Source organism: Micromonospora sp. WMMA1998 (assembly GCF_027497375.1).
GTDB classification, from domain to species: Bacteria; Actinomycetota; Actinomycetes; order Mycobacteriales; family Micromonosporaceae; genus Micromonospora; species Micromonospora sediminicola.
In genome coordinates this window covers 557,403-580,407 of the sequence record NZ_CP114911.1, presented here as the reverse complement: position 1 = coordinate 580,407, position 23,005 = coordinate 557,403, and the positions used below count along the sequence as shown (strand labels likewise).

23 protein-coding genes are annotated in these 23,005 nt (G+C 74.7%); 9 read left to right on the top strand and 14 right to left on the bottom strand.

Translation table 11 applies throughout. The features are described 5' to 3' along the window. Nucleotides 1-2: 2 nt before the first annotated feature. From O7600_RS02825 to O7600_RS02815, 3 genes are read left to right on the top strand one after another with little or no spacing between them, the layout of a single operon-like run. Nucleotides 3-950 (top strand): ROK family protein, encoded by a 948-nt coding sequence (locus O7600_RS02825; protein ID WP_281592134.1) that lies wholly within the window; start codon nucleotides 3-5, stop codon nucleotides 948-950. Then, nucleotides 947-1,519, top strand: coding sequence for an NAD(P)H-dependent oxidoreductase (locus O7600_RS02820; protein ID WP_281592133.1), 573 nt, complete (start codon nucleotides 947-949; stop codon nucleotides 1,517-1,519). Before O7600_RS02825 ends, O7600_RS02820 begins: the two co-directional genes overlap by 4 nt. Further along, entirely contained in the window at nucleotides 1,516-2,307 is a 792-nt protein-coding gene (locus O7600_RS02815) for a shikimate dehydrogenase (RefSeq protein WP_281592132.1), read from the top strand. Before O7600_RS02820 ends, O7600_RS02815 begins: the two co-directional genes overlap by 4 nt. A 5-nt stretch (nucleotides 2,308-2,312) precedes the next feature. Here O7600_RS02815 and O7600_RS02810 read toward each other — a convergent pair whose 3' ends face one another. From O7600_RS02810 to O7600_RS02790, 5 genes are all read right to left on the bottom strand, one after another. Beyond that, the gene (locus O7600_RS02810; protein ID WP_281592131.1) at nucleotides 2,313-2,696 is read right to left on the bottom strand and encodes a VOC family protein; all 384 of its coding nucleotides are present in this window, start codon (nucleotides 2,694-2,696) and stop codon (nucleotides 2,313-2,315) included. Nucleotides 2,697-2,751: 55 nt separating this feature from the next. Beyond that, entirely contained in the window at nucleotides 2,752-3,378 is a 627-nt protein-coding gene (locus O7600_RS02805; protein WP_281592130.1) for a dihydrofolate reductase family protein, read from the bottom strand. 79 nt (nucleotides 3,379-3,457) lie between these two features. After that, a complete protein-coding gene (locus O7600_RS02800; protein WP_281592129.1) occupies nucleotides 3,458-4,576 on the bottom strand; it encodes an FUSC family protein in 1,119 nt (372 codons plus the stop codon). Between the two features lie 33 nt (nucleotides 4,577-4,609). Further along, entirely contained in the window at nucleotides 4,610-4,987 is a 378-nt protein-coding gene (locus tag O7600_RS02795; protein WP_281592128.1) for a sensory rhodopsin transducer, read from the bottom strand. Next, a complete protein-coding gene (locus O7600_RS02790; protein ID WP_281592127.1) occupies nucleotides 4,984-6,189 on the bottom strand; it encodes a D-arabinono-1,4-lactone oxidase in 1,206 nt (401 codons plus the stop codon). The genes O7600_RS02795 and O7600_RS02790 overlap by 4 nt, the downstream gene beginning before the upstream one ends. Before the next feature lie 254 nt (nucleotides 6,190-6,443). Here O7600_RS02790 and O7600_RS02785 point away from each other — a divergent pair, with 254 nt between their 5' ends. Next, on the top strand, nucleotides 6,444-7,181 hold the full coding sequence (locus tag O7600_RS02785; RefSeq protein ID WP_281592126.1) for a zf-HC2 domain-containing protein: 738 nt from the start codon (nucleotides 6,444-6,446) through the stop codon (nucleotides 7,179-7,181). Between the two features lie 17 nt (nucleotides 7,182-7,198). Here the strand turns inward: O7600_RS02785 and O7600_RS02780 are convergent, their stop codons facing one another. After that, nucleotides 7,199-7,765 (bottom strand): sigma-70 family RNA polymerase sigma factor, encoded by a 567-nt coding sequence (locus tag O7600_RS02780; protein WP_281592125.1) that lies wholly within the window; start codon nucleotides 7,763-7,765, stop codon nucleotides 7,199-7,201. A 162-nt stretch (nucleotides 7,766-7,927) separates the two neighbouring features. Further along, on the bottom strand, nucleotides 7,928-8,401 hold the full coding sequence (locus tag O7600_RS02775) for a molybdenum cofactor biosysynthesis protein (protein WP_281592124.1): 474 nt from the start codon (nucleotides 8,399-8,401) through the stop codon (nucleotides 7,928-7,930). A 91-nt stretch (nucleotides 8,402-8,492) separates the two neighbouring features. Here O7600_RS02775 and O7600_RS02770 point away from each other — a divergent pair, with 91 nt between their 5' ends. Further along, the gene (locus O7600_RS02770; protein ID WP_281592123.1) at nucleotides 8,493-9,680 is read left to right on the top strand and encodes a hypothetical protein; all 1,188 of its coding nucleotides are present in this window, start codon (nucleotides 8,493-8,495) and stop codon (nucleotides 9,678-9,680) included. Between the two features lie 66 nt (nucleotides 9,681-9,746). Here O7600_RS02770 and O7600_RS02765 read toward each other — a convergent pair whose 3' ends face one another. From O7600_RS02765 to O7600_RS02745, 5 genes are all read right to left on the bottom strand, one after another. Beyond that, nucleotides 9,747-10,838, bottom strand: coding sequence for a PIN domain-containing protein (locus O7600_RS02765; protein ID WP_281592122.1), 1,092 nt, complete (start codon nucleotides 10,836-10,838; stop codon nucleotides 9,747-9,749). Nucleotides 10,839-10,874: 36 nt separating this feature from the next. Then, on the bottom strand, nucleotides 10,875-11,102 hold the full coding sequence (locus tag O7600_RS02760) for a hypothetical protein (RefSeq protein WP_281592121.1): 228 nt from the start codon (nucleotides 11,100-11,102) through the stop codon (nucleotides 10,875-10,877). A 151-nt stretch (nucleotides 11,103-11,253) separates the two neighbouring features. Continuing rightward, nucleotides 11,254-12,843, bottom strand: coding sequence for a DHA2 family efflux MFS transporter permease subunit (locus tag O7600_RS02755; RefSeq protein ID WP_281592120.1), 1,590 nt, complete (start codon nucleotides 12,841-12,843; stop codon nucleotides 11,254-11,256). A gap of 314 nt (nucleotides 12,844-13,157) precedes the next feature. After that, nucleotides 13,158-13,736: a DUF305 domain-containing protein gene (locus O7600_RS02750; RefSeq protein WP_281592119.1), complete on the bottom strand. Its 579-nt coding sequence runs from the start codon at nucleotides 13,734-13,736 to the stop codon at nucleotides 13,158-13,160. Nucleotides 13,737-14,002: 266 nt separating this feature from the next. Then, on the bottom strand, nucleotides 14,003-14,755 hold the full coding sequence (locus O7600_RS02745; RefSeq protein ID WP_281592118.1) for a lytic polysaccharide monooxygenase: 753 nt from the start codon (nucleotides 14,753-14,755) through the stop codon (nucleotides 14,003-14,005). 255 nt (nucleotides 14,756-15,010) lie between these two features. On the opposite strand from O7600_RS02745, the gene O7600_RS02740 reads away from it, so the two are divergent. Next, nucleotides 15,011-17,086: a cellulose binding domain-containing protein gene (locus O7600_RS02740; protein ID WP_281592117.1), complete on the top strand. Its 2,076-nt coding sequence runs from the start codon at nucleotides 15,011-15,013 to the stop codon at nucleotides 17,084-17,086. 7 nt (nucleotides 17,087-17,093) lie between these two features. Here the strand turns inward: O7600_RS02740 and O7600_RS02735 are convergent, their stop codons facing one another. Then, entirely contained in the window at nucleotides 17,094-17,942 is an 849-nt protein-coding gene (locus O7600_RS02735) for a phosphatase PAP2 family protein (protein ID WP_281592116.1), read from the bottom strand. A 73-nt stretch (nucleotides 17,943-18,015) separates the two neighbouring features. After that, nucleotides 18,016-19,656, bottom strand: coding sequence for an MDR family MFS transporter (locus tag O7600_RS02730; RefSeq protein ID WP_281592115.1), 1,641 nt, complete (start codon nucleotides 19,654-19,656; stop codon nucleotides 18,016-18,018). 120 nt (nucleotides 19,657-19,776) lie between these two features. On the opposite strand from O7600_RS02730, the gene O7600_RS02725 reads away from it, so the two are divergent. The 3 genes from O7600_RS02725 to O7600_RS02715 all read left to right on the top strand — a co-directional run bounded on the left by O7600_RS02725 (nucleotide 19,777) and on the right by O7600_RS02715 (nucleotide 22,875). Beyond that, nucleotides 19,777-20,367 (top strand): TetR family transcriptional regulator, encoded by a 591-nt coding sequence (locus O7600_RS02725; RefSeq protein ID WP_281592114.1) that lies wholly within the window; start codon nucleotides 19,777-19,779, stop codon nucleotides 20,365-20,367. 89 nt (nucleotides 20,368-20,456) lie between these two features. Beyond that, entirely contained in the window at nucleotides 20,457-21,776 is a 1,320-nt protein-coding gene (locus O7600_RS02720; RefSeq protein ID WP_281592113.1) for a low temperature requirement protein A, read from the top strand. Between the two features lie 37 nt (nucleotides 21,777-21,813). Beyond that, entirely contained in the window at nucleotides 21,814-22,875 is a 1,062-nt protein-coding gene (locus tag O7600_RS02715; protein ID WP_281592112.1) for an SRPBCC domain-containing protein, read from the top strand. Nucleotides 22,876-23,005: the final 130 nt, after the last annotated feature.

Genomic DNA, 23,005 nt, shown 5'->3' with positions numbered 1-23,005 from the left:
GCGTGACGGGCGGGCCGGGCGCCGCGCTGCTGGGCGTCGACGTCGGCGGCACGAAGGTCGCGCTGCGCGCCGAGGCGGCCGGCCGGCCCGCGTACGAACGGATCGTCACCTGGCCGGCCGGCGCGGACCCGGCCGCCGACCTGGCGCTGCTGGCCACCGAGGCGGCGGCGCTGGGGGCCGGCTTCGGTCCGGTCGCCACGGTGGGCGTGGCCATGCCGGCCACCGTCGACCGGGGCGGCGCTGTCGTCGCCTGGCCCGGCCGCCCGAGCTGGGTCGGGCTGGACCTGGCCGGCGCGCTGCGTCGCCTGTTCCCGGACACCCGGACCGGGTACGCCGACGACGGCGACCTGGCGGCGCTGGCCGAGGCCCGGCACGCCGGCCGGGACGACGTGCTCTACCTGGGGGTGGGCACCGGGGTCGGCGGCGGGATCGTGCTCGGTGGCCGCAACGCCCCGGCCGGCGCGTCCGCCGAGGTCGGACACATGGTGGTCGACGTCGACGGAGAGCGGTGCGACTGCGGACGGGCCGGTTGCCTCCAGGCGACCGCGTCCGGGCCGGCGACGCTGCGTCGGGCCGCGCGGCTGCGCGGCGGGCCGGTGGACCACCGGCGGCTGCGCGACGGGCTGCGGGACGGGCGGCCGTGGGCGGTGGAGGCGATCCAGCCGGCCTGCGCCGCGCTGGCCGCCGCGGTGGTGAGCCTCGGCGAGCTGCTCGCCGTCGATCTGGCGATCGTCGGCGGTGGCTTCGCCGCCGGGCTGCCCGGTTTCGTGCCACTGGTCGGCCGTCTCGCCGCCGCCGGCGGCCGGGCGGGTCGGCCCGCGCCCCGGGTGGCCGCCGCCGCGCTCGGCGGGCTCTCGTCCCTGCACGGCGCGCTCCACCTCGCCCGCGACCTCGCGGACGCCCCGGTCCCGACCGGGACCGGGCACCACACCAGGGAGGCCAGTCAATGATCAGGATCGGGGTCGTCGCGGGCAGCACGCGCCCGGGCCGCAAGGCCGACGCGGTGGCGCGCTGGGTGTGCGACGTCGCCGCCGGCCGTACGGACGTCACCGCGGAACTCGTCGACCTGGCGGACCATCCGCTGCCGCACTTCGCCGAGGAGCTGCCCCCGTCGATGGCGCCCTCGGGCCGGCCGGCGATCCGCCGCTGGGGGTCGACCGTCGCGGCGCTGGACGCGTTCGTCTTCGTCACCCCCGAGTACAACCACTCGGTGCCCGGCGTGCTCAAGGACGCGATCGACGCGCTCTACCAGGAGTGGCACCACAAGCCGGCCGGGCTGGTCAGCTATGGCGTGCACGGCGGGACCCGGGCCGCCGAGCACCTGCGGCTGGTGCTCGGTCAGGTGTCGGTGCCGGTGGTCCGTTCCCAGGTGGCGCTCTCCCTGCACACCGACTTCGTGGCGTTCCGCGACCTGCGGCCCGGGCCGCACCAGCGGCAGGCGGTGGGCACCGTGCTCGACGAGGTGGCGGCGTGGGCCGGGGCACTGCGGACGTTGCGCCGACCGCAGCCGGTGCGATGACCGTGATCGGCGGCGGCACCCGCCTGTACGCGCTGCTCGGCGACCCGATCGCCCAGGTGCGGGCGCCGGGCCTGCTCAACCCGGTGCTGACCCGGCGCGGCACGGACGCGGTGCTGGTGCCGGTGCACGTGCCGGCCGCCGCCCTGCCCGACGTGGTGGCCGGGCTGCGCCGGGTGGCCAACCTGGACGGGATGCTGGTGACCGTGCCGCACAAGGCGGCCCTGCTCGGTCTGGCCGACCGGGTCACCGACCGGGCCCGGCTGGCCGGCAGCGTCAACGCGTTGCGCCGGGAGCCGGACGGCACCTGGTCGGCGGACACGTTCGACGGCGACGGGTTCGTCCGCGCTCTGGTGGCGGCCGGGCACGATCCACGCGGCCGGCGGGTCTGCCTGGTGGGGGCCGGCGGCGCGGGCAGCGCCATCGCGGTGGCGCTGCTCGACGCCGGGGTGGCCGCGCTGCACCTGACCGACACCGACCCGGCGCGCCTGGCCGCGCTGGGCGGGCGGCTGGCCGAGGCGTACCCGGACCGGGTGCACGGCGCGTCCCGGCCGCGGCTGGCCGACGCAGACCTCGCGGTCAACGCGACGCCGCTGGGGCTGCGCCCGACGGACCCGCCGCCGTTCCCGGTGGCCGAGCTGCCGGCCCGGGCGGTGGTGGCGGACATCATCATGTCGCCGGCGGAGACGCCGCTGCTGCGCGCGGCCCGGGACCGGGGCCTGGCCGCCCACCCCGGCGAGCCGATGCTGGCCCACCAGATCGACGGCTACCTGGACTTCTTCGGCCTGTAGAGGCGTCAGGACCCGGTCGCGGCCCGGTCGGCGGCGCTGCGCAGCACGCAGAACTCGTTGCCCTCGGGGTCGGCGAGCACCGCCCAGCCGGTGCCGTCCGGGTGGCGCCGGTCGTCGACCAGGGTGGCGCCGAGGCCGAGCAGCCGCTCCACCTCCGGCTCGCGCGAGGTCTCCGGGCGCAGGCAGAGGTGGATCCGGTTCTTCGCCGTCTTGGGCTCGGGCACCTGGTTGAAGTGCAGCACCGGTCCCTCCGCCAGCAGCACCTGGGCCTCCGGGTCACCCGGTCGGTCCTCCGGGTGCAGCGGCCGCCCGGTCACCTCGCTCCAGAAGCGCGCCAGCCCGTAGGCATCCGCACAGTCGATCGCCACGTTCTGCACCACCGAAACCATGACCGGAAGCATTCCGGACCGGGCGTCCCGGACGCCACCGGGTTGCGCGGTCGCGTCAGTCGCCGCGTGCCGCCATGTCCCCGGTCGCCGGGATGCCGTCGGCGAGGCCGTAGCGCAGGTAGACGGTGCCCTTCGGGTTGGCCACCGGCGGCTCGACCAGGGTCACGTTCGTGGGCACCGTGCCGCCGTCGAAGACCTTCTTCCCGACACCGAGCACGATCGGATGCACCCAGAGGTCGATCCGGTCGAACAGCTTCTCCCGCAGGAGGGTCTGCACCAGGTTCAGGCTCCCGACCACCTTCACGTTCTCGTGCCGGTCCCGGACCTCGCGCACCGCGCCGGCCAGGTCCGGGCCGAGCTGCGTCGACCCGGCCCAGGACAGGTCGGGCCGGCCACGCGAGGCCACGTACTTCGGGATGCGGTTGAACAGCGCGGCGATCCCGTCGTCCGGCCCACCCTCCTGCTGCGGCCAGTAGGCGGCGAAAATGTCGTACGTCCGCCGGCCGAGCAGCAGCGCGTCGGTGCCCTCGTAGGCGGCCTGGACCTGCGCCCCGGTGACCTCGTCGATCAGGGGCGCCTGCCAGCCGCCGAACGGGAACCCGGCCGGGTCCTCGTCGGGGCCGCCCGGCGCCTGCCCGACCAGGTCGAGCGTGGCGAACATTTCGATGTGGATGAGGCCCATGCCCTACTCCCGTGCCGTGGTGTGTCGGTCGGACGGTAGACCGACGCGGATCGGTGAACTCATCGGCGCGGCACAGGGTCTACGGCGTGCGGGCCGCGGCGGCCCGGCGGACCTGCCGGCGGGCCTCGTCGGCCGGCACGCCGGTGGCGCGGAGCACGTCGTTGGCGGCGGTGCGCAACTGCGAGACCACGATGGTGCCGGAGAAGCCGATGTCCTGCCGGCACGCCGCACCGGCGTCACGCACCGCGCGCAGCACCCGCTCCCGGGCGGCGTGCGGTTCGTGTGCGGCCAGGAACTCCCGGTGCAGCAACCGGATCGCCGCGCCGAAGTGCTCCAGCGCGGCCGGCAGGTCGGCCGGCACCGGCTCCCGGTCCCGCAGGGCGGTGCCGACCCGGCGGACCAGCGCCCGACTGTTGCGGAACGCCCGGTCCAGGTGCTCGGCGCCGTCGCGGTACGCGGCCAGCGCGCGCCGACGCCGCCAGCGCACCGGGGAGAACCGGACCACCTCGTCGGCGGCGCCGACCACCTCGTCGATCCGGTCCAGCTCGGGCTCGGCGGCGCGCATCCGGGCCAGCACGGCGTCGGCCGCGCGGGCGTCGCCGTGGGCCAGCGCCTCCGCCGACGCGGTCATCTCCCGGGCGAACGTGTCCAGCGCCGGGTCGGCCACCCGCCGCACCGTGCGCAGCGGGTTCAGCGGCGCCAGCACCAGCACCACGAGCAGGCCGACAGCGCCTCCCACCAGCGCGTTGATCGTGCGGGGCAGTTCCAGGTCGGGCGAGACCGGGGTCAGCGTGGCGACCAGCACGGCCGTACCGCCCGCCTGGGTGACCAGCGCGCCGGTGCCGCGCACCACCACCGCGGCGCTGACCGCGAGGAACACGACCACCCCGGTCTGCCAGGGCCCGGTGCCCAGCACACGGATCAACAGGTCCCCGACCAGGATGCCGAGCACCACCCCGACGACCAGTTCCACCGTCCGGCGGGTGCGGTTACCCAGCGCGGCGGCGATGACGGCCACCGCGGCGCCGGGAGCGAACGTGGGGTCCGGGTTGCCGAACACCTCGCGGGCGATCAGCCAGGCCAGCGCGGCGGCCAGGCCCGCCTGGACCGCCACGATGAAGTACGTGCGTACCCGTTGGCGGCTGGCCCGACCGGCCTCGCGGATCCGGTCACCCAACCGGTCGGTGGCTTCCCGCATGCGCCGGGGTACCCGCCGCCGCCCGGTCGAACCTCACCCCGGGTACGCCATCGTGCCGGTCAACGCCACCACGCCGGGCAGCCGGGTGTCCTGGCGCAGGAACTGCACCACCACCGGCACCGGGGACCGCAGCACGCAGCCGTACGGCCGGTCCAGCCGCACCGCCTCCGGGTCGATCAGGTCGTTGACCCGCAGGTGCCGGATCCGGCGCGCGCCGACCAGCACCCGGTACGGACCGACCGGTTCGGCGTCCTCGTAGTAGAAGTCCAGCGTCAGGTCGGCGTCGTGGTCGGTGGCGTTGAGCACGCAGAGCTGGTCGAATCCGGTGAACTCCGGCTCCGGCCCGTGCGCCGGGAACGGCACGTGCCCGCCGGGCACCACCCAGATCCGCGCGCCGACCGGGGCGGTCACGACTCCTCCAGCAGCCGGGCCAGGTCCGGGGTGAGGAACACCCCGTCCGGGTCGAGCCGGCGGCGCACCGCCCGGAAGTCGTCCCAGCGGGGATAGAGGGGGCGCAGCTCCCGCGCGCCGAGCCAGTGCTTCTTGCCCCAGTGCGGCCGGCCGCCGTAGTGCCGGAAGACCGCCTCCATGTCCCGGAAGTACTCCTCGTACGGCAGGGAGGTGTTCTGCAGGCAGGCGATGGTGGTGGTGGGCCGGCCGTAGGCGTTGCTGAGCCAGATGTCGTCCGGCGCGATGGTCCGCACCAGCACCCGCCAGCCGGCCACCCGGCGGTGCCGCTCACGGATCCGCCGGCGCACCTCGGCGAAGCAGGCCGGGAACGCCTCCGACGGCAGCATGTACTCGATCTCCTCGAAGCGCAGCTCCCGGTGCCGGGGGATGGTGCGGTGGGTGGGCCCGAGCTGGCTCTGCCGGGGCTCGCCGCCGGGCGTGCCCGTCCCGGGCCACAGCGGCCGCTGGTTGGCCTCGTCCGTGCGGTTGATCACCCGGATCTGCGTCCGGTCGCTGCGCGGATACCAGTAGAAGTCCATGTTGCGGTTGGTGTGCTGCAGTTCGGCCAGGTGGTCCAGGGTCCAGTCCAGGTGCGCGCACCAGGAGCGGCGGTGCAGCTCGTAGCGGGGCTGCACGTCGAGCGTGATCCGGGTGACCACGCCGAGCGCGCCGAGCGAGAGCCGGGCGGCCGGCAGCAGCTCCGGGTTGCGCTCCGCGTCGACGTCCAGCGTCTCGCCGGTGCCGGTGAGCAGGCGCACGCCGGCGACCTGGGTGCTCAGGTTGCCGAAACCGAGGCCGGTGCCGTGGGTGCCGGTGGCGGTCGCCCCGGCGATCGACTGGTAGTCGACGTCGCCCAGGTTGTCCATCGCCAGCCCGGCGTCGTAGAGCCCCTCACCGAGTGCCTTGAGCTTGGTGCCGGCCCAGGCGGTGGCCAGCCGGCCGTCGTCGGAGATCACCCCGGCCAGCCGGTCCAGGCCGAGCAGGATCCCGTCGGTACGCGCCAGCGGGCTGGACGAGTGCCCCGAACCGACCGGCCGCACGGTGGTCCCGGCCTCCCGAGCCTGGTGCACCAGCGCGCGCACCTCGTCCTCGTGGGCCGGTTCGACCCACCGCGCCGGGGTGAACGACAGGCTGCCGGACCAGTTCACGAACGCGCGTGTCACGCGGCCCCCTCCCCCGGCGGCGGTCGGCGCCCGCTTACCCGGGCCCGCCGGGGGTAGTCACCGGGCGCGCCCGAACCGCCGACATCTGGTGACCCGCCCCGGTGCGGGCCGGCCACCAGGCTGGGGCGCGGGAGATCTTCCACCGGCCGGCGACCGGGACGCGCGGCACGCGTGGGCCGAGCGTACGGGCAGCGTGTCGGCCTGAACCGGCACCCGCCGGGAACCAGACGGCCGGTCCGGACGACTATCCCTACATGGCGTGTGAGCGGTGGCGGGAAATCCTGTCGGCACAGCTGGACGGTGAGGCGTCCCGGTCGGAGGCCGAGGCGGCCGAGGCGCACCTGAGCGGCTGTGCCGGCTGTCGGGGCTGGTTCGAGTCGGCCGCCGCGGTCACCCGACGCGCCCGTACGCAGCTGGCCCCTCGGGTGCCCGACCTGGTCGAGGCGGTGCTGGCCGCCGCGCCCCCGCCCCGGCCGAGCCGCCGCCAGCGGGTGGCTCTCGGGCTGCGCGGCGCGCTCGGCCTGCTCGGCGCGGTGCAACTGGTGCTCGGCCTGGCGCAGATCGGCCGGGAGGCGGTGGTCGCCCACGCGCACACCGCCGGCCAGCACCTGTGGCACGAGTCGGCGGCGTGGAACGTGGCCGTCGGCGCCGGCTTCCTCTACGTCGCGCTGCGCCGCACCACCCCGGCCGGACTGCTGCCCATGCTCAGCGCGTTCGTCGCCACGCTGGTGCTGCTGTCGGTCAACGACCTGATCACCGGCCAGGTGGCGGTGACCCGGCTGGTCAGCCACGGCTTCCTGCTGGTCGGCTGGGCGGTGATGCTGGTGCTGTCCCGGCCGCGCTGGCGTCCCGGCGACACGCCGCCCGGGCGGGGCCGGTCGACCGGCTCGCGGTGGGCCCTGCGGACCGAGGAGCCGGCCGCGCCGGCCCCCCTGCGGCTGGTGCCGCCCGGCCCGTACACGGCACAGGCCCGCGACCGCCGCGCCGCCTGACGGAGCCCGAGCGCCGATCAGCGGGCGCGGCGGTCACGGGCGTCGCCGGTCCACGCGGCGACCAGGTCCTCGCGGGCGCGGGCGACCCGGGACCGGATGGTGCCGACCGGGCAACCGCACACCTCGGCGGCCTCGGCGTAGGACAGGCCGAGCACCTGGGTGGCGACGAACGCCTCGCGCCGTTCCGGGGCGAGCCCGGCGATGATCCCGCGCAGCGCGACACCGTCGTCCCCACCCGCGGTGACCGCCCCGGCCGCCTCGGCGGCGGCCTGCCAGTCCGGCAGCGCCGCAACCCGGGGGCGTACGGTCGCGGCCCGCACGTGGTCCACGGCGACTCGACGCGCGATGGTGAAGACCCAGGTGCGGGCGGAGGAGCGGCCGGCGAAGCCGGGCAGGCTGCGCAGCGCGCGCAGGAACGTCTCCTGGGCGAGGTCGTCGGCCTCGGCCGGACCGGCGAGGTGGGCGAGGAACCGCCACACCGGGCCCTGCAACGCCCGGACGAACGCGGCGGCGGCCTGCTGGTCACCCCGGCCGGCGCGGTGCGCCCAGCGGGTGACCTGCTCGTCGTCGGTGTCCGGGCTCATTCGCGGCCGGCCCGCCGGCCCGAGGTGGTCATGTCCGATGGTACGGATGCGGGCCTGGCTCGGTTCATCCCTGGCGCCCTTCCTGCCACCTCGCCGCCGACCGGACGATCGGTGACCCCGCTGTTGGTCGGCCGGCGGGCGGGGAAAGTTCCCGACGGCCCGTCAGTCGTCGACGGAGACCGTCACCGGCCCGACCCGCAGCACGCCCTCGGTGAGCGGCTCGCACCGGACGCCTGCGCGTCGGCGCATCGCCTTCCAGGTGCCGGGTGCGACCACCACGTCGAGCCAGGCGCACGGCGGGGCGGCCCGGTGCACCCGCAGGCTGACCGGGCCGTCGCCGGAGTCCAGGGTCAGCACCCGGCCGACCAGCTCGTCCACCGCGATGCCGCTGGTCAGCACGTTGCGCCGGAGCTGGGTGAGGTCGGCGCCGGCCGGCAGCGACTCCTGCGCGATCAGCGTGACGCTCGCGGTGCGGTGCGCGGGCCGGCCGAAGTAGCGGTCGCCGACGACGCCCAGGCCGGACCGGATCCACACCTGCTCGACCAGTTCCCCGGGCGGCGCCGGGGCGGGCCCGTCCGCGGGCCGGCCCACGTATCGGTGCACCGGCGAGGCCAGCAGCTGGAGGATCCGCGGCATGACCCGATTCTAAGCAAGGGCATACCGCTACCAAAGCGGACGATAGCCACGCTCACGTATCCGCAGCTCAGCGGCGCGCGTTGTACCGGGCGTGACGGCGAGACAACCCGGAGCGGTCGGGCCCCACCTGGGGCGCCGGTTGGCCTGGGCGCGGCGCGAGAACGAGCGCCGGCGCCGGGCGTACGAGACGGCGGCGCGCGCCTGGCGTCGCCGCGCGGAGCACCTCGACCGGCTGCGGATCGAGGCGGACGCGTTCCACGGGTGTGCCCTGCCCGGCACGACGCTGCCGGTGCCGCTGCACGACGGCGAGGTCGTCTACCGCATCCTGCCCGCCGTCGAGCTGGTCGAGGCCACCGCCCGGCACCTGCCCGGGCTGCCCGCGCCCGATCTGGCGCTGGCCGGGCGGCTGGATCCGACCGAGGGGCCCCTGCCGGCCGGGCTGCGGGTGGTCGACAGCGGCGCCGCCGTGGTGACCGATCGTCGGGTGGCCTTCGTCGGGCGGGACGGCCGGCGCGACTGGTCCCTACGGGACCTGCGTGGACCCGGGCACCACCCGGACCGTCCGGTCACCCTGCTGCACCACGCCGACGGCGGCACGCCGTCCGGGCTGCGGATGCTGGCGGCCGGCGCGCCGAACGCCCGGTTCTACCTCACCCTCGCCCACGCCGACGCGGCCGGGGCGCGGGAGGTCGTCGTCGCCGACGTCGAGGCGCTGGTGGCCGCCCACCGGGCCGCGCGACCACGGCCACCCCGGCCGCTCGGTCCGGCGGACGCGCCGGTCGAGCGGACGCGCCCGCAACGGCTGGTCGCGGCAGGGGTCGCGGCGGTCGCCGTCCTGCTCGGCGCCACCTCGGCCGGCACCTGGCCCGCCACCGCCGAGTCGACGCGTCCGACGGCGGGCGCCGCGTCCGTTCCCGGGCCCACCGTCGCGCCCCGGCCGGGCGTCACCGCCACGCCGGACGCGCCTCGGGCGGGCACACCGGCGCCGGTGTCCCGCCACCACCGGCCGCCCTCTGCCGCCCCGCGTCCGGATCGCGCCTCGGCGCCACCCACCTCATCCACCTCATCCACCGACCCGGTGCCCGCCGTGCCGCTGGCCGGCACCGACGGCCCGCCGGCCACCACGTCGCCGAACCCGCCGACGGCCTCCGCGGAACCGGCCCCGACCGCGAGCCCGACCAGTGATCCGTCCCCGACCGGCAGCCCGAGCCCACCCGGTGAGCCGAGCCCGAGCGCCACATCGGTCCCGAGTCCGACGACGGCGGCGCCCCCGGCATGACCGGCCCCACGACGCCGAGGTGGTGGCGTCCGGCTCGCGTCGGTGCCGGCGGGCCCGGGGCGGTGATCAGGGTGCTTGCGGGGTGAGCAGGTAGTCGCCGTCGTCGGGGCTCCACCGCAGCTCCACCGCACCGGCGGTCGCGGCGGCCTTGCAGAACTGCAGGAAGCTGCGGTAACCGAGCTTCTTCTCGCTGAAGTCCGGTCGGGCCCGCCGGAGCTGGTCCTTCAGGCCGGACAGGGCCACCGCACCGCCCTCGCCGGCGAGGTCGACCACCACCGACCGGAGCAGCGCGAACTCCACCTCCCGGTCGCCCCGCTCTGGCAGCGACACCTCCGGGTCGCCCTTGGCCGGCCCGGGGGCCAGCTCCACCACGTTGTGCCCGGCCAGGTGCCGCAACAGTTCGCCGAAGGTGCGGAACCCGTAGTCGGACTCGCTGAACGTCGGGTCCTTGCGCAGCAGGGCCCGCTTGAGCCCGGACGCGGTGACCTCGCCGCCGGCGCTGCCCTGCATGCCGGCCACGGTCTGCACCAGCAGGACGGCGAGCGTGTCGACGTCCCGCGGGGTCTCCTCGGCGGTGGGCGCGGCGTCCAGCGGCGGCTCGGCCACCGGCCCGGCGGGGGCGGTCGACGCCGCCGGCTCGGGACGGGTCGGCCGGGTCCGCCGGCCGGCGGAGGGCGGTACGTCGACCCCCTCCAGCCGGTCGTAGTAGAGGAACTCGTCGCAGGCCGGTGGCAGCAGCGCGGAGGTCGACTTCTCGACCCCGACCCCGATCACCCGCTTGTTGAGTTCGCGCAGCTTGTGCACGAGCGGAGTGAAGTCGCTGTCCCCGGTGCAGATCACGAACGTGGAGATGTAGCCACGCTCGAAGGCCAGCTCGACCGCGTCCACGGCCATCTTGATGTCGGCCGCGTTCTTGCGGGAGGCACCCATCCGCTGCGGGATCTCGATCAGCTCGACGTGCGAGCGGGTGAGCATGCGCCGGTCCTCGTCGAAGTACGACCAGTCCGCGTACGCCCGCCGCACCACCACCCGGCCGCGCTCGGCCAGCGCGTCGGCGATGGGACGGAAGTCGAACGGCCTGCCGCCGTGATGGTCGCGTACGCCCAGCGCCAGGTTCTCGTAGTCGAGGAACAGCGCGATTCGGTCTTCCTGATCCACGCCGGTCAGCCTAGCCCGGCCGGGTCACCGGGCCGGTCAGCGCCGCCGATCGTCGCGGTAGACGGTCTCCCGGCGGGCCACCCGCTGAATCGCGTAGCTGGTGAGCAGGAGCAGGAGCGCGAGCACCACCTCGACGCCGGCGACCGTGCCGTTGGCGACGGTGAGGCCGAGCAGCAGCAGGATCAACCCGACCACGGCCAGCAGGCCGGCGAGCAGCAGCCGGTTGCGCCGCCGCGCCGACCGATCGCCGCCGTCCGCGTCCACCGTGCCCGCCTCTCCCCCCGACTCCGCCGCTCCCCCGTCGAGCCTAGGCGCTGCCGGGTCCGCCGGTGGCCGATCGCCGGGTCGACTCCGGAGACGCCTCCGGGGCCGGACGCCGAGGCGTCCGGCCCCGGAGGGACGGGGTGGGTGCGGATCAGTGGATCGGCACCGGCGTGCGCGGCTGCTCGTCGCCCGCCTCGCCGTCGAGCAGGTGCGACGGCTCCCGGCGGCGGGGCAGGAACGCGGCCGGGACGAAGGTGAGCAGCACCAGGGCGAAGGCGACCCAGAACGTGGTCGCGAACGAGTTGGCCGCGAAGTCGAGGCCGCGCTCGATCAGCGACGGCGGCACCGGGAGCTGCTGGGCCAGCTCGGGCTGCTGCTGCACGCCGATGGCGAGCTGCGCCTCGGTGACCGGGGCGCCGGTACCCGGGTCGGTCACGCCGGGGATGACCCGCGAGCCGTTCAGCTCGCTGGTGAGGATCACCGACATCACCGCCGCGCCCACCGACCCGCCGATCTGCTGGAGGATGTTCACCAGCGTCGAGCCGCGGGCCACCTCGGCGGCGCTCAGGGTCTTCAGCGCCGACGTCATGATCGGCATCATGGTGCCGCCCATGCCCAGGCCCATCACGAACAGCGAGCCGCAGAGCAGCAGGTAGGACGTGTCGGTGCCGAGCTGGGTGAAGGTGAAGAACCCGGCCGCGATGAGCACCAGCGCGAACGGCACCGTCCGGCCGACCGGGACCCGGTCGGCGAGCATGCCGGCGATCGGCATGGTCAGCATCGCGCCGATGCCCTGCGGCGCCATCAGCAGGCCGGCGGTCAGCGTCGACTCGCCGCGGATCTGCAGGAAGTAGCTCGGGAACAGCAGGCCCGCGCCCATGAACGCGATGATGAAGACGAACAGCGTCACCGCCGCGAGGGTGAGGTTGCGGTTGCGGAACAGCCGCAGGTCGAGCAGTGGGTGCCGCGGGCGGAACGAGTAGAGCACGAAGGAGACCACGAGCGCGGCGCCGACCAGCATGGGCAGCCAGACCTCGGTGTCGGTGACCGTGCCGGCCTCGGGCAGCGAGGAGACGCCGTAGAGGAACAGCGCCAGACCCGGCGAGAGCATCAGCATGCCGAGGAAGTCGAACGACTCCGACGGCTCGGGGGCGTCCTTCGGCAGGGCGAGCTGGGCGTAGATCAGGGCGACGACGCCGATCGGCAGGTTGATCAGGAAGATCCAGTGCCAGCTCGCGGTATCGATCAGCCAGCCGCCGAGGATCGGACCGCCGATCGGGCCGAGCAGCATCGGGATGCCCAGCACGGCCATCAGCCGGCCGATGCGGTGCGGGCCGGCGGCCCGGGTCATGATCGTCATGCCCAGCGGCATGAGCATGCCGCCGCCGAGGCCCTGGACCACGCGCCAGGCGATCAGCTCGCCGATCGAGTCGGCCGTGGCGCAGAGCCCGGAGCCGATGGTGAACAGCGCCAGCGCCACCATGTAGAGGCGTTTGGTGCCGAAGCGGTCGGCGGCCCAGCCGCTGAGCGGGATCACCGTGGCGAGCGCCAGCGTGTAGCCGGTCATGGTCCACGCCACCCGCGCGTACGAGGCGTCGAACTCGCTCTGGAACGTCGGGATGGCCACGCTGACGACGGTCACGTCGAGAATCGACATGATCGCGCCGAGCACGACGACGCCGGCCACCTTGAGCACCGCGGCGTCGAGTTTGTTCGATGTCGCGACGGGTTGCTGGGTCACAGACAGTCTCCTGGTTCCGGTCCGGTCCGAGGGGTGGCGGCGCCGCGCGCGGGGCGTGCGGCGGCACGAGGTCCGGCGAAAGCCTAGTCACGGCCTGCGACGTCGCGCGGCCGGTTTTGCCCAGAGGCGAACTCCCCCACCCCCGCCCCCGCCCGCCGCACCCGGCACCGGCCCTCGCCGCGCCGCCTCCTCCGAGAGAAAGACCCCGATCCGCCCCGTTTCGCCACTCCCCCACCCGCTCCGGCCCGCACCCCCGCCCACCACCCCCGTGACGAACGTCATGTCCTCGCCCGCCGCCTCCCGCCCCGTCGAGATCAGCGGCGGGGCGTCGGGTGCAGGGTCGCCATGAGGGCCACCTCGGCGGTGCGGGAGCGTTCGATACGGGCGGCGAGGTCGCGTACCCGAGCACTGGTGCCGGCGGTGACCTGGGCGCGGGCCAGGGCGGCGGCGGTGCGCTGGTGCGCGGCGAGCACGTCGAGCAGCACCCGGTCCGCGTCGGCGGCCGGGGCGGCCCGCAGCCGGGCCAGGCCGGCGGCGGCGTCGCTGTGTCCGGTGTGGTCGTGGCGCGCGGCGGCGGCCGCCGCGGACGGGCCGGCCTCGCGCAGCCAGCCGCGCATGGTGGCCAGTTCGTCGGTCTCGGTGGCCCGGACGGCGGAGATCAGGATGCGGACCTCGGTGTCGGTGACCCGGTCGAGCCCGACGTCGACGATCTCCAGCGTCTGCGCGGTGTGCGCCACCATCATGGCGAGGAAGAGCGCGTCGATCCCGCTGGTCGTGTCGTCGACGGCCGGCGTGGGCCGGGGGGTGGCGGGCGCCGGCGACGAGCCTCCGCAGCCGGCGACGCCGGCGGCGAGCAGGGCGGCCAGCAGGGCGGCGGCGAACGGGCGGCGCATGTCGATCCTCCGGTCGGGTCGGGTGGTGCTCCGCGGACCCCGCGTTCCGGGCGCGTCGGACGGCCGGGCGGAACCGGCCGACCGTCCGACGCGGGTCTCGCACGCGACGTCCGGCCGCGCGCCGGACCGCGCCTCCCGATACCCGGGCCGCCCGACCCGCCGAGGCGGAGCGGCCCGACCCGCCCAGGCGGAGCGATCCGGCGTGGCGACGCGGCCACACGGTCCGGCGCGACGGTGCGGCTCGGCGCGACGGTCGGCGGCGGCGGTCAGATCTGCTGCCAGAGCGCCGGCACGTTCGGCGGTTCCCATCCGGCGATGGCGGTGTGCGCCTGGCGGCAGCGGTAGCTGCGGCCGTCGTAGGTCACCGTGTCGCCGACCTGGTAGGCCCGGCCGGCGGTCCAGGTGCCGCCCGGCACCGACGAGCCGGTCGGGGTGGGCGTGGGCGACGGCGTGGCGGTCCGGGTGGGTGACGGCGTCGGCGACGGGGTGGGCGTCGGGTTACCGCCACCGCCGCCGATCTGCAGGTCGACGCAGGAGTAGAACGCGTTGGCGGTGTCGGCGATGTTCCAGACCGCGAGTAGCTTCTGCCGGCCGGTGAAGCCGCCCAGGTTCACCGTGTGCGACACGGTGGCGTCGGGCTGGCGACCGCCGCCGTCGACCACCGCGACCCGGGTGTCGCCGATCCAGTACTCCCAGTTGGCGGTGGAGTGCCGGGCGGTGTTGACCCAGGTGAACGTCACCGTGCTGCCGACCGAGGTGGCCGGCCAGTTGCGGCTGTCGTCGTTGAGCACCGCGAACTGGGCGATTCCTGCGTGGCAGGTCTTCAGTCCCTTGGGGCCCTCGACGCTCTGCGGCTCGTACCTGATCTGGCCGCAGTCGGGCACCCGGTTCTGGGCGCACAGCGCCTGTCGGCTGGGCGGCGAGGAGACGTAGCCGTGGGCCTGGGCCGGCGCGGCGATCGCCAGGGTCGCGGTCACCGCACCGGTGGTGAGCAGCGGAAGAGTGAGTCTTCGACGCATGGTGGCAACTCCTTCGGGGGGAAGGGAAGGTGCCACGAACATAAATTAAACCTTGTTAACAGTAAAGACTCCTGTCTATAAATTAAGCCCTGACGGCTTGAGCCCGCCGCGCGCCCCGTGGAATCCTGGTACGTCGATGGCTCACCGCGCGGAGCCGATCACCGTTCCTGGGCATCCGGGCGCCGTCAGGCCCCGGGAGGACGGCACCACCGATCCGGGCACCACCCGCCGTCCGATCCCACGAAGGACACCCGCATGAGGAGAATCCTGCCCCGCGTGCGCCGCTGGACCGCGTACGCGGCCGGCCTGCTGCTCGTCACCACCGCGCTGGCCGCCGTCGACCCGCCGGTCGCCGGCGCCGCCGCCGACCCGGTCGCGGTGACCGTCAACGCCCGCGCCGGGCTGGCCACCGTGCCGGACACCGCGCTCGGCGTCAACCACGCCATCTGGGACTCCCAGCTGGGCAGCGCCGAGACGTCCGACCTGCTGAAGGCGGCCGGCGTGCGGATGCTGCGCTACCCCGGCGGCTCGTACGCCGACATCTACCACTGGGAGAACCACACCGCGCCCGGCGGCTACGTCGCGCCGGACACCGACTTCGACACGTTCATGGCGGCGGCCCGGCGCGTCGGCGCCCAGCCGATGATCATCGCGAACTACGGCACCGGCACGCCGGCGGAGGCGGCCGCGTGGGTGCGGTACGCCAACGTCACCAAGGGCTACGGCGCGAAGTTCTGGACCGTCGGCAACGAGAACTACGGCAACGGCCACTACGGATCGGCCTGGGAGGCCGACGACCACCCGGACAAGAGCGCCACCCAGTACGCCCGGCTGGTGGTCGAGTACGCCGACGCGATGAAGGCGGTCGACCCGAGCATCAAGGTCGGCGCGGTGCTGACCATGCCCGGCAACTGGCCGGACGGGATCACCGCCGGCGCCGACCCGGGGCCGTGGAACCAGACCGTGCTCTCGATCGCCGGTCCGAAGATCGATTTCGTCGACGTGCACTGGTACCCCGGCGGCACCGCCGCCGAGTCGCTGGCCCGGACCGACCAGCTGCCCGACGCCGCCTGGCTGCTGCGCCAGCAGATCGCCCGGTACGCCGGCCCGGGCGCGGACCGGATCGGAATCAGCCTCACCGAGCTGAACGTCGACACCGGCCGCACCACCGCGCCGGGCGCGCTGTTCCTGGCCGACGCCTACAGCGGCCTGCTGGAACAGGGCGTGTTCACGGTGCAGTGGTGGAACGCGCACAACGGCATCGGCAGCGTCTCCGAGGTGGCCGGGCAGACCGACTACGGCGACTTCGGGCTGCTCTCCAGCGGCGGCTGCACCGCCGACGGCGAGGTGTGCGAGCCGCCGTTGAACACTCCGTTCGCGCCGTACCACGCGCTGTCGATGATGAACCTGTTCGCCCGGGCGGGCGACCAGTTCGTCCGCGCCGGCACCGACCAGCCGCTGGTCACCGCGCACGCGGTGCGCCGGCCGGACGGCAGCCTCGCGGTCCTGCTGGTCAACAAGGACCCGGACACCGCGTACCCGGTGGCGGTGGACTACGCCGGCTTCACCCCGGCCGACGAGGCGCCCACCGTGCACATGCTGACCAACGGCGCGACCGGGGTGAGCACCGGCCACTCGGGCAGCGCGGGCGCCCGCACGCTGCCCCCGTACTCGCTGACCACGCTCGTGCTGCGACCGGCCTCAGGCTCCGCCGGGCGGCCCGGCGCCCCGGGGCGGCCGACGGCGGGCGCGGTGACCGATCGCGCGGCGACGATCTCGTGGCCGGCGGCGACGCCCGGCGCGGCGCCGATCGCCAAGTACGAGGTGTACCGGCAGCGGGGCGCGGTCAGCGAGCAGCTCGGCGAGACCGCCGGGAGGTCGCTGAGCGTGGGCAACCTCGAACCGGGCGCCCGCTACACGGTCAACGTCCTGGCCCGGGACACCGCGGGCCGGGTGTCGTGGTCCTCACCGCCGCTCACCTTCGCCACCGGCAGCCCGGCGGCGAGCGCCTGCGCGGTCCGCTTCCATCCCGACACCGACTGGGGCAACGGCTACGTGGCGACCGTCGAGGTGGTCAACACCGGTCCGGACGTCGTCGGCGGCTGGACGCTCACCTGGACCTGGCCCACCGGCTGGCAGCAGGTCAGCAGCGGCTGGAACGCCACCTGGACACAGACCGGGCGCGACGTCCGGGTGACCTCCACCGCCGACAACCGCCGGCTTGCCGCCGACGGCGGCAGCACCAGTGTCGGATTCGTCGGCGCGTACGGCGGGCCGAACGTGCCGCCGGGCGCGTTCCGCCTCAACGGGACGGTCTGCGCCGTCCGCTGAGACGCGGTCAGATCCGACCGGGTGGCCGCAGCCGCACGTCGGCCGTCGCCGGGACCTTCGTGTTCCGGCGACGGCCGGGGCGGCGCGGCGGTGGCACCACGTGCGGGCGCGACGGGCCGGCGGGCGGGGCCGGTGGCGGGGGCGCCGCGGCGGGCCGGGGCAGCACGGCCAGGATCAGCGCGAGCAGGGCCACCGCGACCACGCCGTCCAGCCAGTAGTGGTTGCCGGTGCCGACGACCACGAACGCGGTGATCAGCGGGTGGGCCAGCCAGAGCCAGCGCCACCGCCCGGCGGTGACCGCCACCAGCGCCAGCGCGACCGCCAGCGACCAGCCCACGTGCAGCGACGGCATGGCCGCGTACTGGTTGCTGAGCTGGTCGGTGTCGGGCGGCCCGTAGACGGTCGGGCCGAACCGGCGGCCGGTGTCCACCAGGCCGGTGAGCGTGGTCAGCCGCGGCGGCGCGAGCGGCACGCAGACGTGCAGCACCAGCGCCGCGGCGGTCAGCGCCGCGAGGGCCCGCCGCAGCCGCAGGTAGTGGGCCGGCCGGCGCAGGTAGAGCCAGAGCAGGCAGAGCACGGTGGCCGGGAAGTGCACGTAGGCGTAGTAGGAGTTGGCCAGCCGGACCGGCAGCTCGTGCAGCAGCAGCGGCGCCTGCACGACGGCCTCGTCGGGCAGGTGCAACAGTCGCTCCAGCCACCAGATCCGCTCGCCGTTGGCCCGCGCGGCGGCGGCGTGCCCGGCCACCAGCTGCCGGCCCGCCTTGTAGGCGAGGAAGAGCACGGCGACCAGCGTCAGCTCGCGGGCCGCCCGACGCAGGGCGGCGGCCCGCGCGGGCGCGGTCGACGGGACGTGCACGGCTCCTCCTTCGGTGCCCTCCGGCACGGGCCAGGGCCGCCGCCGGGGTCGGCGACGGCCCTGGGCTACGGGCTCAGCGACGGGCGCGTTCCTCCCGGCCGCCCGGGTCGATGCTCACCTCGTCGAAGGCGGGCGCACCGTCGACCGCGTCCGCGCCCACCGCCACGGCGCGGCCGGTGTCCGGCAGGTCGAGGCTGGAGCGAAGGGTAACCGGGCGCAGCAACAGCGCCGCCACGACGCCGACCACCGCGATGGCGGCCGAGATGAGGAAGATGTGCCCGGTCGCGTCCCCGTAGGCGGCCCGGACGATCTGCCGTACCGGCTCTGGCAGCGCGTCGAGGTTGAGCGTGCTGCCGCCGCCCCCGCCGGTGGTGGGGATGCCGGCGGCGGCGAGGTCGTGGGTGATCCGGTCGCTGACCCGCCGGGCCAGCACCGCGCCGAGCACCGACACGCCGATGGTGCCGCCGAGCGAGCGGAAGAAGGCGACGCTGGCGCTGGCCGCGCCGATGTCGGAGAGCGCGACGGTGTTCTGCACCGCGAGCACCAGGTTCTGCATGGTCATGCCGACGCCGACGCCGACGACGAACATGGCGACCCCGACCAGGACCAGCGACGTCTCGTGGTCGACGGTGCCGAGCAGCGCGAAGCCGGCGACCAGCACGATCGAGCCGAAGACGATGTACGGCTTGATCCGACCGGACGTGGTGATCATCCGCCCGGCCACGATCGAGGAGATCAGCACGCCGGCCATCATCGGGATGGTGAGCAGGCCGGCCTCGGTCGGGCTGTAGCCGCGGCCGATCTGGAAGTACTGACCGAGGAAGACCGCGCCGCCGAACATCGCCATGCCGACCGCGAGGCTGCCGAGGATGGCGAGGGCGGTGGTGCGCTCGCGGACGATGTGCAGCGGCACCACCGGCTCGGCGGCCCGCGACTCCACCCACACGGCCAGCGCGAGCAGCAGCAGCGACCCGCCGACCATGGCGCCGGTCTGCCAGGACAGCCACGCGAACGAGTCGTCGACGAACGAGATCCAGATCAGCAGCACGCTGACCCCGGCGGCGATGAGGGCGGCGCCCAGGTAGTCGATCTTCACGTTCTGGCGGCGCACGGTGGGCAGGTTCAGGGTGATCTGGAGCAGGAACAGCGCGATGATCGCGACCGGCACGCCGACGAAGAAGCACCAGCGCCAGCCGAGCCAGGAGGTGTCGACGATGAGGCCGCCGAGCAGCGGCCCGCCGACCGTGGCCAGTGCCATCACGCCACCGAGGTAGCCGTTGTAGCGGCCCCGCTCGCGGGGCGGGATCATCGCCGCGATGGCGACCTGGACCAGCGCCTGCAGGCCGCCGACGCCGATGCCCTGGAAGGCGCGGGCGGCGATGAGCTGCCCGGCGCTCTGCGCGAAGCCGGCGGCGACCGAGCCGGCCAGGAAGACCACGATGGCGACCTGGATCAGCAGCTTCTTGTTGAACAGGTCGGCGAGCTTGCCCCAGATCGGGGTGGTCGCGGTGGCGGTGAGCAGGGTGGCGGTGACCACCCAGGTGTACTGGGTCTGTGAGCCGTTGAGCGCTCCGATGATCTTCGGCAGGGCGGTGGAGACCACGGTGCTGCTCAGCATGGCCACGAAGAGCACCAGCAGCAGCCCGCTGAGTGCCTCCAGCGTCTGCCGCCGGCTCATGGGCGCGGCCTCGGCCGTCGCGGTGGGTGCGCTCATCGCGCGTCCTCCAGGTGTGTCGATTCAAGGGGCCGCTTCGTTGCCTCAAGCAATCATCAACAAATCTTGCCCAACAGGCAACTTTGCCCATTGAGAAAAGGATCACGTACGCTGGCCCCCATGGACGAGTGCACCGGGCTGCGCGAGCGCAAGAAGGCGGCCACCCGCCTGGCGCTGCACGAGGCGGCCCTGCGCCTGGCCGTCGAGCACGGCCCGGACCGGGTCACGGTCGAGGCCATCGCCGACGCGGCCAACGTCTCCCGGCGTACGTTCTCCAACTACTTCTCCGGCAAGGAGGAGGCGCTCTTCCACGGCGACACGCTGCGACTGCGCCGGCTGCTCGAACTGGTCGCGCGGCAGCCGACCGACCTGCCGCCCTGGCGGGCGCTGACCGAGGCCGCCCTGGCCCAGGCGGACGAGGGCTACGACGATCCGGCCGAGCCGTGGCTGAGCCGGCGCCGGCTGCTGCACGGGCATCCGAGCCTGGTCGCCCACCAGGTCGGCGCGTACGCGGCGATCGAGCGGGAACTGTCCGCGGAGATCGCCCGCCGGCTCACCGGACCGGACGTGCCGCTGCGGGCCCGGGTCCTGGGCGCCACGTTCCTGGCCACGCTCCGCGTCGCCGCCCAACAGTGGATCGAGCACCCGGACGAACCGCTGCGCGCCGTGCTGTCCACCGTCCTCGCCCACGCCACCCCGGCGACCGGCTGAGCCACGCCCCAGAGCCGGCCCCGGCGGCGGACGAGGGAATGCCCGGCGATTCCGGCACGCCGTCTGACCTGCGCTGACACACTCGGCCGGTGGGTGGCGGCGACCGGTGGCGCAAGGGGCTCGGGCCCGCGGCCCGCGTCGCCCCGGCCACCCGGGTGGACAAGTTCGAGATCTTCTTCGACCTCGTCTTCGTCGTGTCCTTCTTCATCATCACGCGCGCCACCGCCGCGAACGTGACCGTGCGGGAACTGCTGCACGCGCTGCTGGTGCTCGCCGTGCTCTGGTGGTGCTGGGTGGTGCACAGCGCGGTCGCCGCCCGGCTGCGTCTGGGCGAGGGCTTCGTGCCGATCCTCATGGTGATCGGCATGGTCGCGTTGTTCACGTTCGCGCTGGCGCTGCCGCAGACCTTCGGCGACCTGCGTCAGGGCAGCGCCGGCCCGATGCTGGTGACGGTCAGCTACGTGGTGATCCGGATCGTGCACACGGCGCTCTACTGGTACGCCACCCGGGGCGACCCGCCGGCGCGGCGCAAGGTGTGGGTGTTCGCGCCGGAGGTGCTGCTCTCGACCTCCCTGCTGCTGGTGGCAGCGCTGCTGCCGCCGCGGGTCGATCCGGACGTCGGGCCGTGGCTGCGCGACGGACTCTGGATCGCGGTCGTGGTCATCCAGTACAGCAGCGGCCTGCTGGCCGGCACCGACGGCTGGAAGATCACCTCGGCCGAGCACTGGACCGAGCGGTACGACCTGATCCTGATCATCGCGCTGGGTGAGTCGGTCATCTCGGTCGGCGTCGGTGGCAACCTGCTCGGCAAGGCGGTGACCTGGCCGGCCATCCCGGCGGCGATCTTCGGCATCCTGTTCGTCGCGGCGCTCTGGTGGGCGCACTTCGACATGATCGGGCCGGCCGCCCGGATCGCGTTGCACGCGGCGCAGGGACACCCCCGGGTGGCGATGGCCCGCGACGCGTACGCCTACCTCTACCTGCCCATGATCGCCGGGGTGATCCTGTTCGCGATCGGCGCCGAGGAGCTGGTGCGGACCGTCACCGACCCGGCGGGCGGCAGCATGGAGCGGGGTCACGGGCCGGCGGTGCCGCTGCTCTTCGGCGGAGTGATGATCTACCTCGCCGCGAACATGGCGTTCCAGTGGCGCACGCTGCGCACCCTGTCCTGGACCCGGGTCGGCGCGCTGGCCGCGCTCGCGGTCGCGCTGCCCTTCGGCCGGCACCTGCCGGCACTGGGGGCGCTGGGTCTGCTCACCGTGATCTGCGTGGCCCTGGTCGCGGTCGAACTGGTGGTGTTCGCCGACGCCCGGGCCGCGCTGCGGCGCACGGTCCACCAGGAGAAGATCAGCGCGGAGGAGAGCGAGGCCGCCTGGCGGGCGCGCTGGCACGAGGGCAGGTCGGAGTGACCTGACACGTTCTTGACTCAGGCCCTAGAGTCTCCGCGTGATCGAGATCGCCACCGAGGTCGACCTGTTCCACCCGCCCGCCCGGATCTGGCGGGCCCTGACGGAACGGGCGCTGCTGGCCAAGTGGTTCGTCGAGAGCACCCCGCAGGCCGATCGCTGGGTCCTGGCGACCGCGGCGCTGCCCGGTTACGACGCCGACACCGAGGTGGAGGTGGTCGAGCTGCGGGCCCCGGAACGGCTGGTGGTCCGCTGCCGGGAGACCGACCGGGCCACCCGCCTGGCCTGCGATCTGACCGCCACCGCGCACGGCACCCGGCTCTCCGTGCGCGAGGTGCTGGAGGAGGGCGACTGGGACGCCGACGCCCGCGCCGAGCAGCACGAACAGGCACTGACCGGGCGTCTGCCGGCGATCCTCGACTGGCTCGCCTTCCAGACGGTCGACCTGCGTCGGGCCGAGGGCGGGCTGACCGCCGAACTGCCGGTGGTCCGGCTGCTCGGCGAGCGGCCCGGCCGGTCCCGGCGACGCCGGGTGCTGGTGGCGGCCGGCGTGGTGACGGTGCTCGCCGGCGCCGCCGGGGCGGTGCTGTGGGCGGTACGGCCCACGCCTCCCGCGCCGGCCGCGCCTGCGGTGTCGGCGCCGCCGCTGGTCATGCCCTCCCCCACCGCCGCCTCCGCGCGCGCCACGAGCGCGCGACCCACGCCGAGCGCCAGCCGCCGGAGTCCCTCACCGTCGCCGTCCGCGTCGCGCTCCCCCAGCCGTACGCCGAGCCCCACGCCACCGGCCGTGATCCCGCTGAGCGCGACGTACGAGACGGTCAACGACCGGGTCTTCGGCTACCGGGGCGAGGTGGTGCTGGCCAATCCCGGGCCGACGTCCCGGCCGGAGTGGACGGTGACCGTGACGCTCGGCGACGGCGCCACGGTGGGCTCGGTCAGCGGCGCCGAGGCGGCGCAGGACGGCGCCGTGGTCACGTTCACCGGCGCCGCGCTGCCGGCCGGCGGTTCGACCACCATCCGCTTCGACGTCCGCGATCCCGACCCGTCGCACGACGGCCCGGAGAGCTGCGCGGTCGACACCACCCCCTGCGCCGCCTCCTGACCCCACGCATCGATCGGCGTCATGCATCGACGTTCGCCCATTGAGCGCCTGGGAGCGCTCCCGTAGCATGGGCGAACGCGGCTGTTAACGCTCACAAAACAATCACCCCAACCAATGCGTGGAGCCGCCA

Bases quoted from the DNA above. Each gene is read 5' to 3' on its own strand.
- O7600_RS02820 (WP_281592133.1), top strand. From the start codon at position 947: ATGATCAGGATCGGGGTCGTCGCGGGCAGCACGCGCCCGGGCCGCAAG.
- O7600_RS02815 (WP_281592132.1), top strand. From the start codon at position 1,516: ATGACCGTGATCGGCGGCGGCACCCGCCTGTACGCGCTGCTCGGCGAC.
- O7600_RS02810 (WP_281592131.1), bottom strand. From the start codon at position 2,696: ATGGTTTCGGTGGTGCAGAACGTGGCGATCGACTGTGCGGATGCCTAC.
- O7600_RS02805 (WP_281592130.1), bottom strand. From the start codon at position 3,378: ATGGGCCTCATCCACATCGAAATGTTCGCCACGCTCGACCTGGTCGGG.
- O7600_RS02800 (WP_281592129.1), bottom strand. From the start codon at position 4,576: ATGCGGGAAGCCACCGACCGGTTGGGTGACCGGATCCGCGAGGCCGGT.
- O7600_RS02785 (WP_281592126.1), top strand. From the start codon at position 6,444: ATGGCGTGTGAGCGGTGGCGGGAAATCCTGTCGGCACAGCTGGACGGT.
- O7600_RS02780 (WP_281592125.1), bottom strand. From the start codon at position 7,765: ATGAGCCCGGACACCGACGACGAGCAGGTCACCCGCTGGGCGCACCGC.
- O7600_RS02775 (WP_281592124.1), bottom strand. From the start codon at position 8,401: ATGCCGCGGATCCTCCAGCTGCTGGCCTCGCCGGTGCACCGATACGTG.
- O7600_RS02750 (WP_281592119.1), bottom strand. From the start codon at position 13,736: ATGCGCCGCCCGTTCGCCGCCGCCCTGCTGGCCGCCCTGCTCGCCGCC.
- O7600_RS02745 (WP_281592118.1), bottom strand. From the start codon at position 14,755: ATGCGTCGAAGACTCACTCTTCCGCTGCTCACCACCGGTGCGGTGACC.
- O7600_RS02740 (WP_281592117.1), top strand. From the start codon at position 15,011: ATGAGGAGAATCCTGCCCCGCGTGCGCCGCTGGACCGCGTACGCGGCC.
- O7600_RS02730 (WP_281592115.1), bottom strand. From the start codon at position 19,656: ATGAGCGCACCCACCGCGACGGCCGAGGCCGCGCCCATGAGCCGGCGG.
- O7600_RS02725 (WP_281592114.1), top strand. From the start codon at position 19,777: ATGGACGAGTGCACCGGGCTGCGCGAGCGCAAGAAGGCGGCCACCCGC.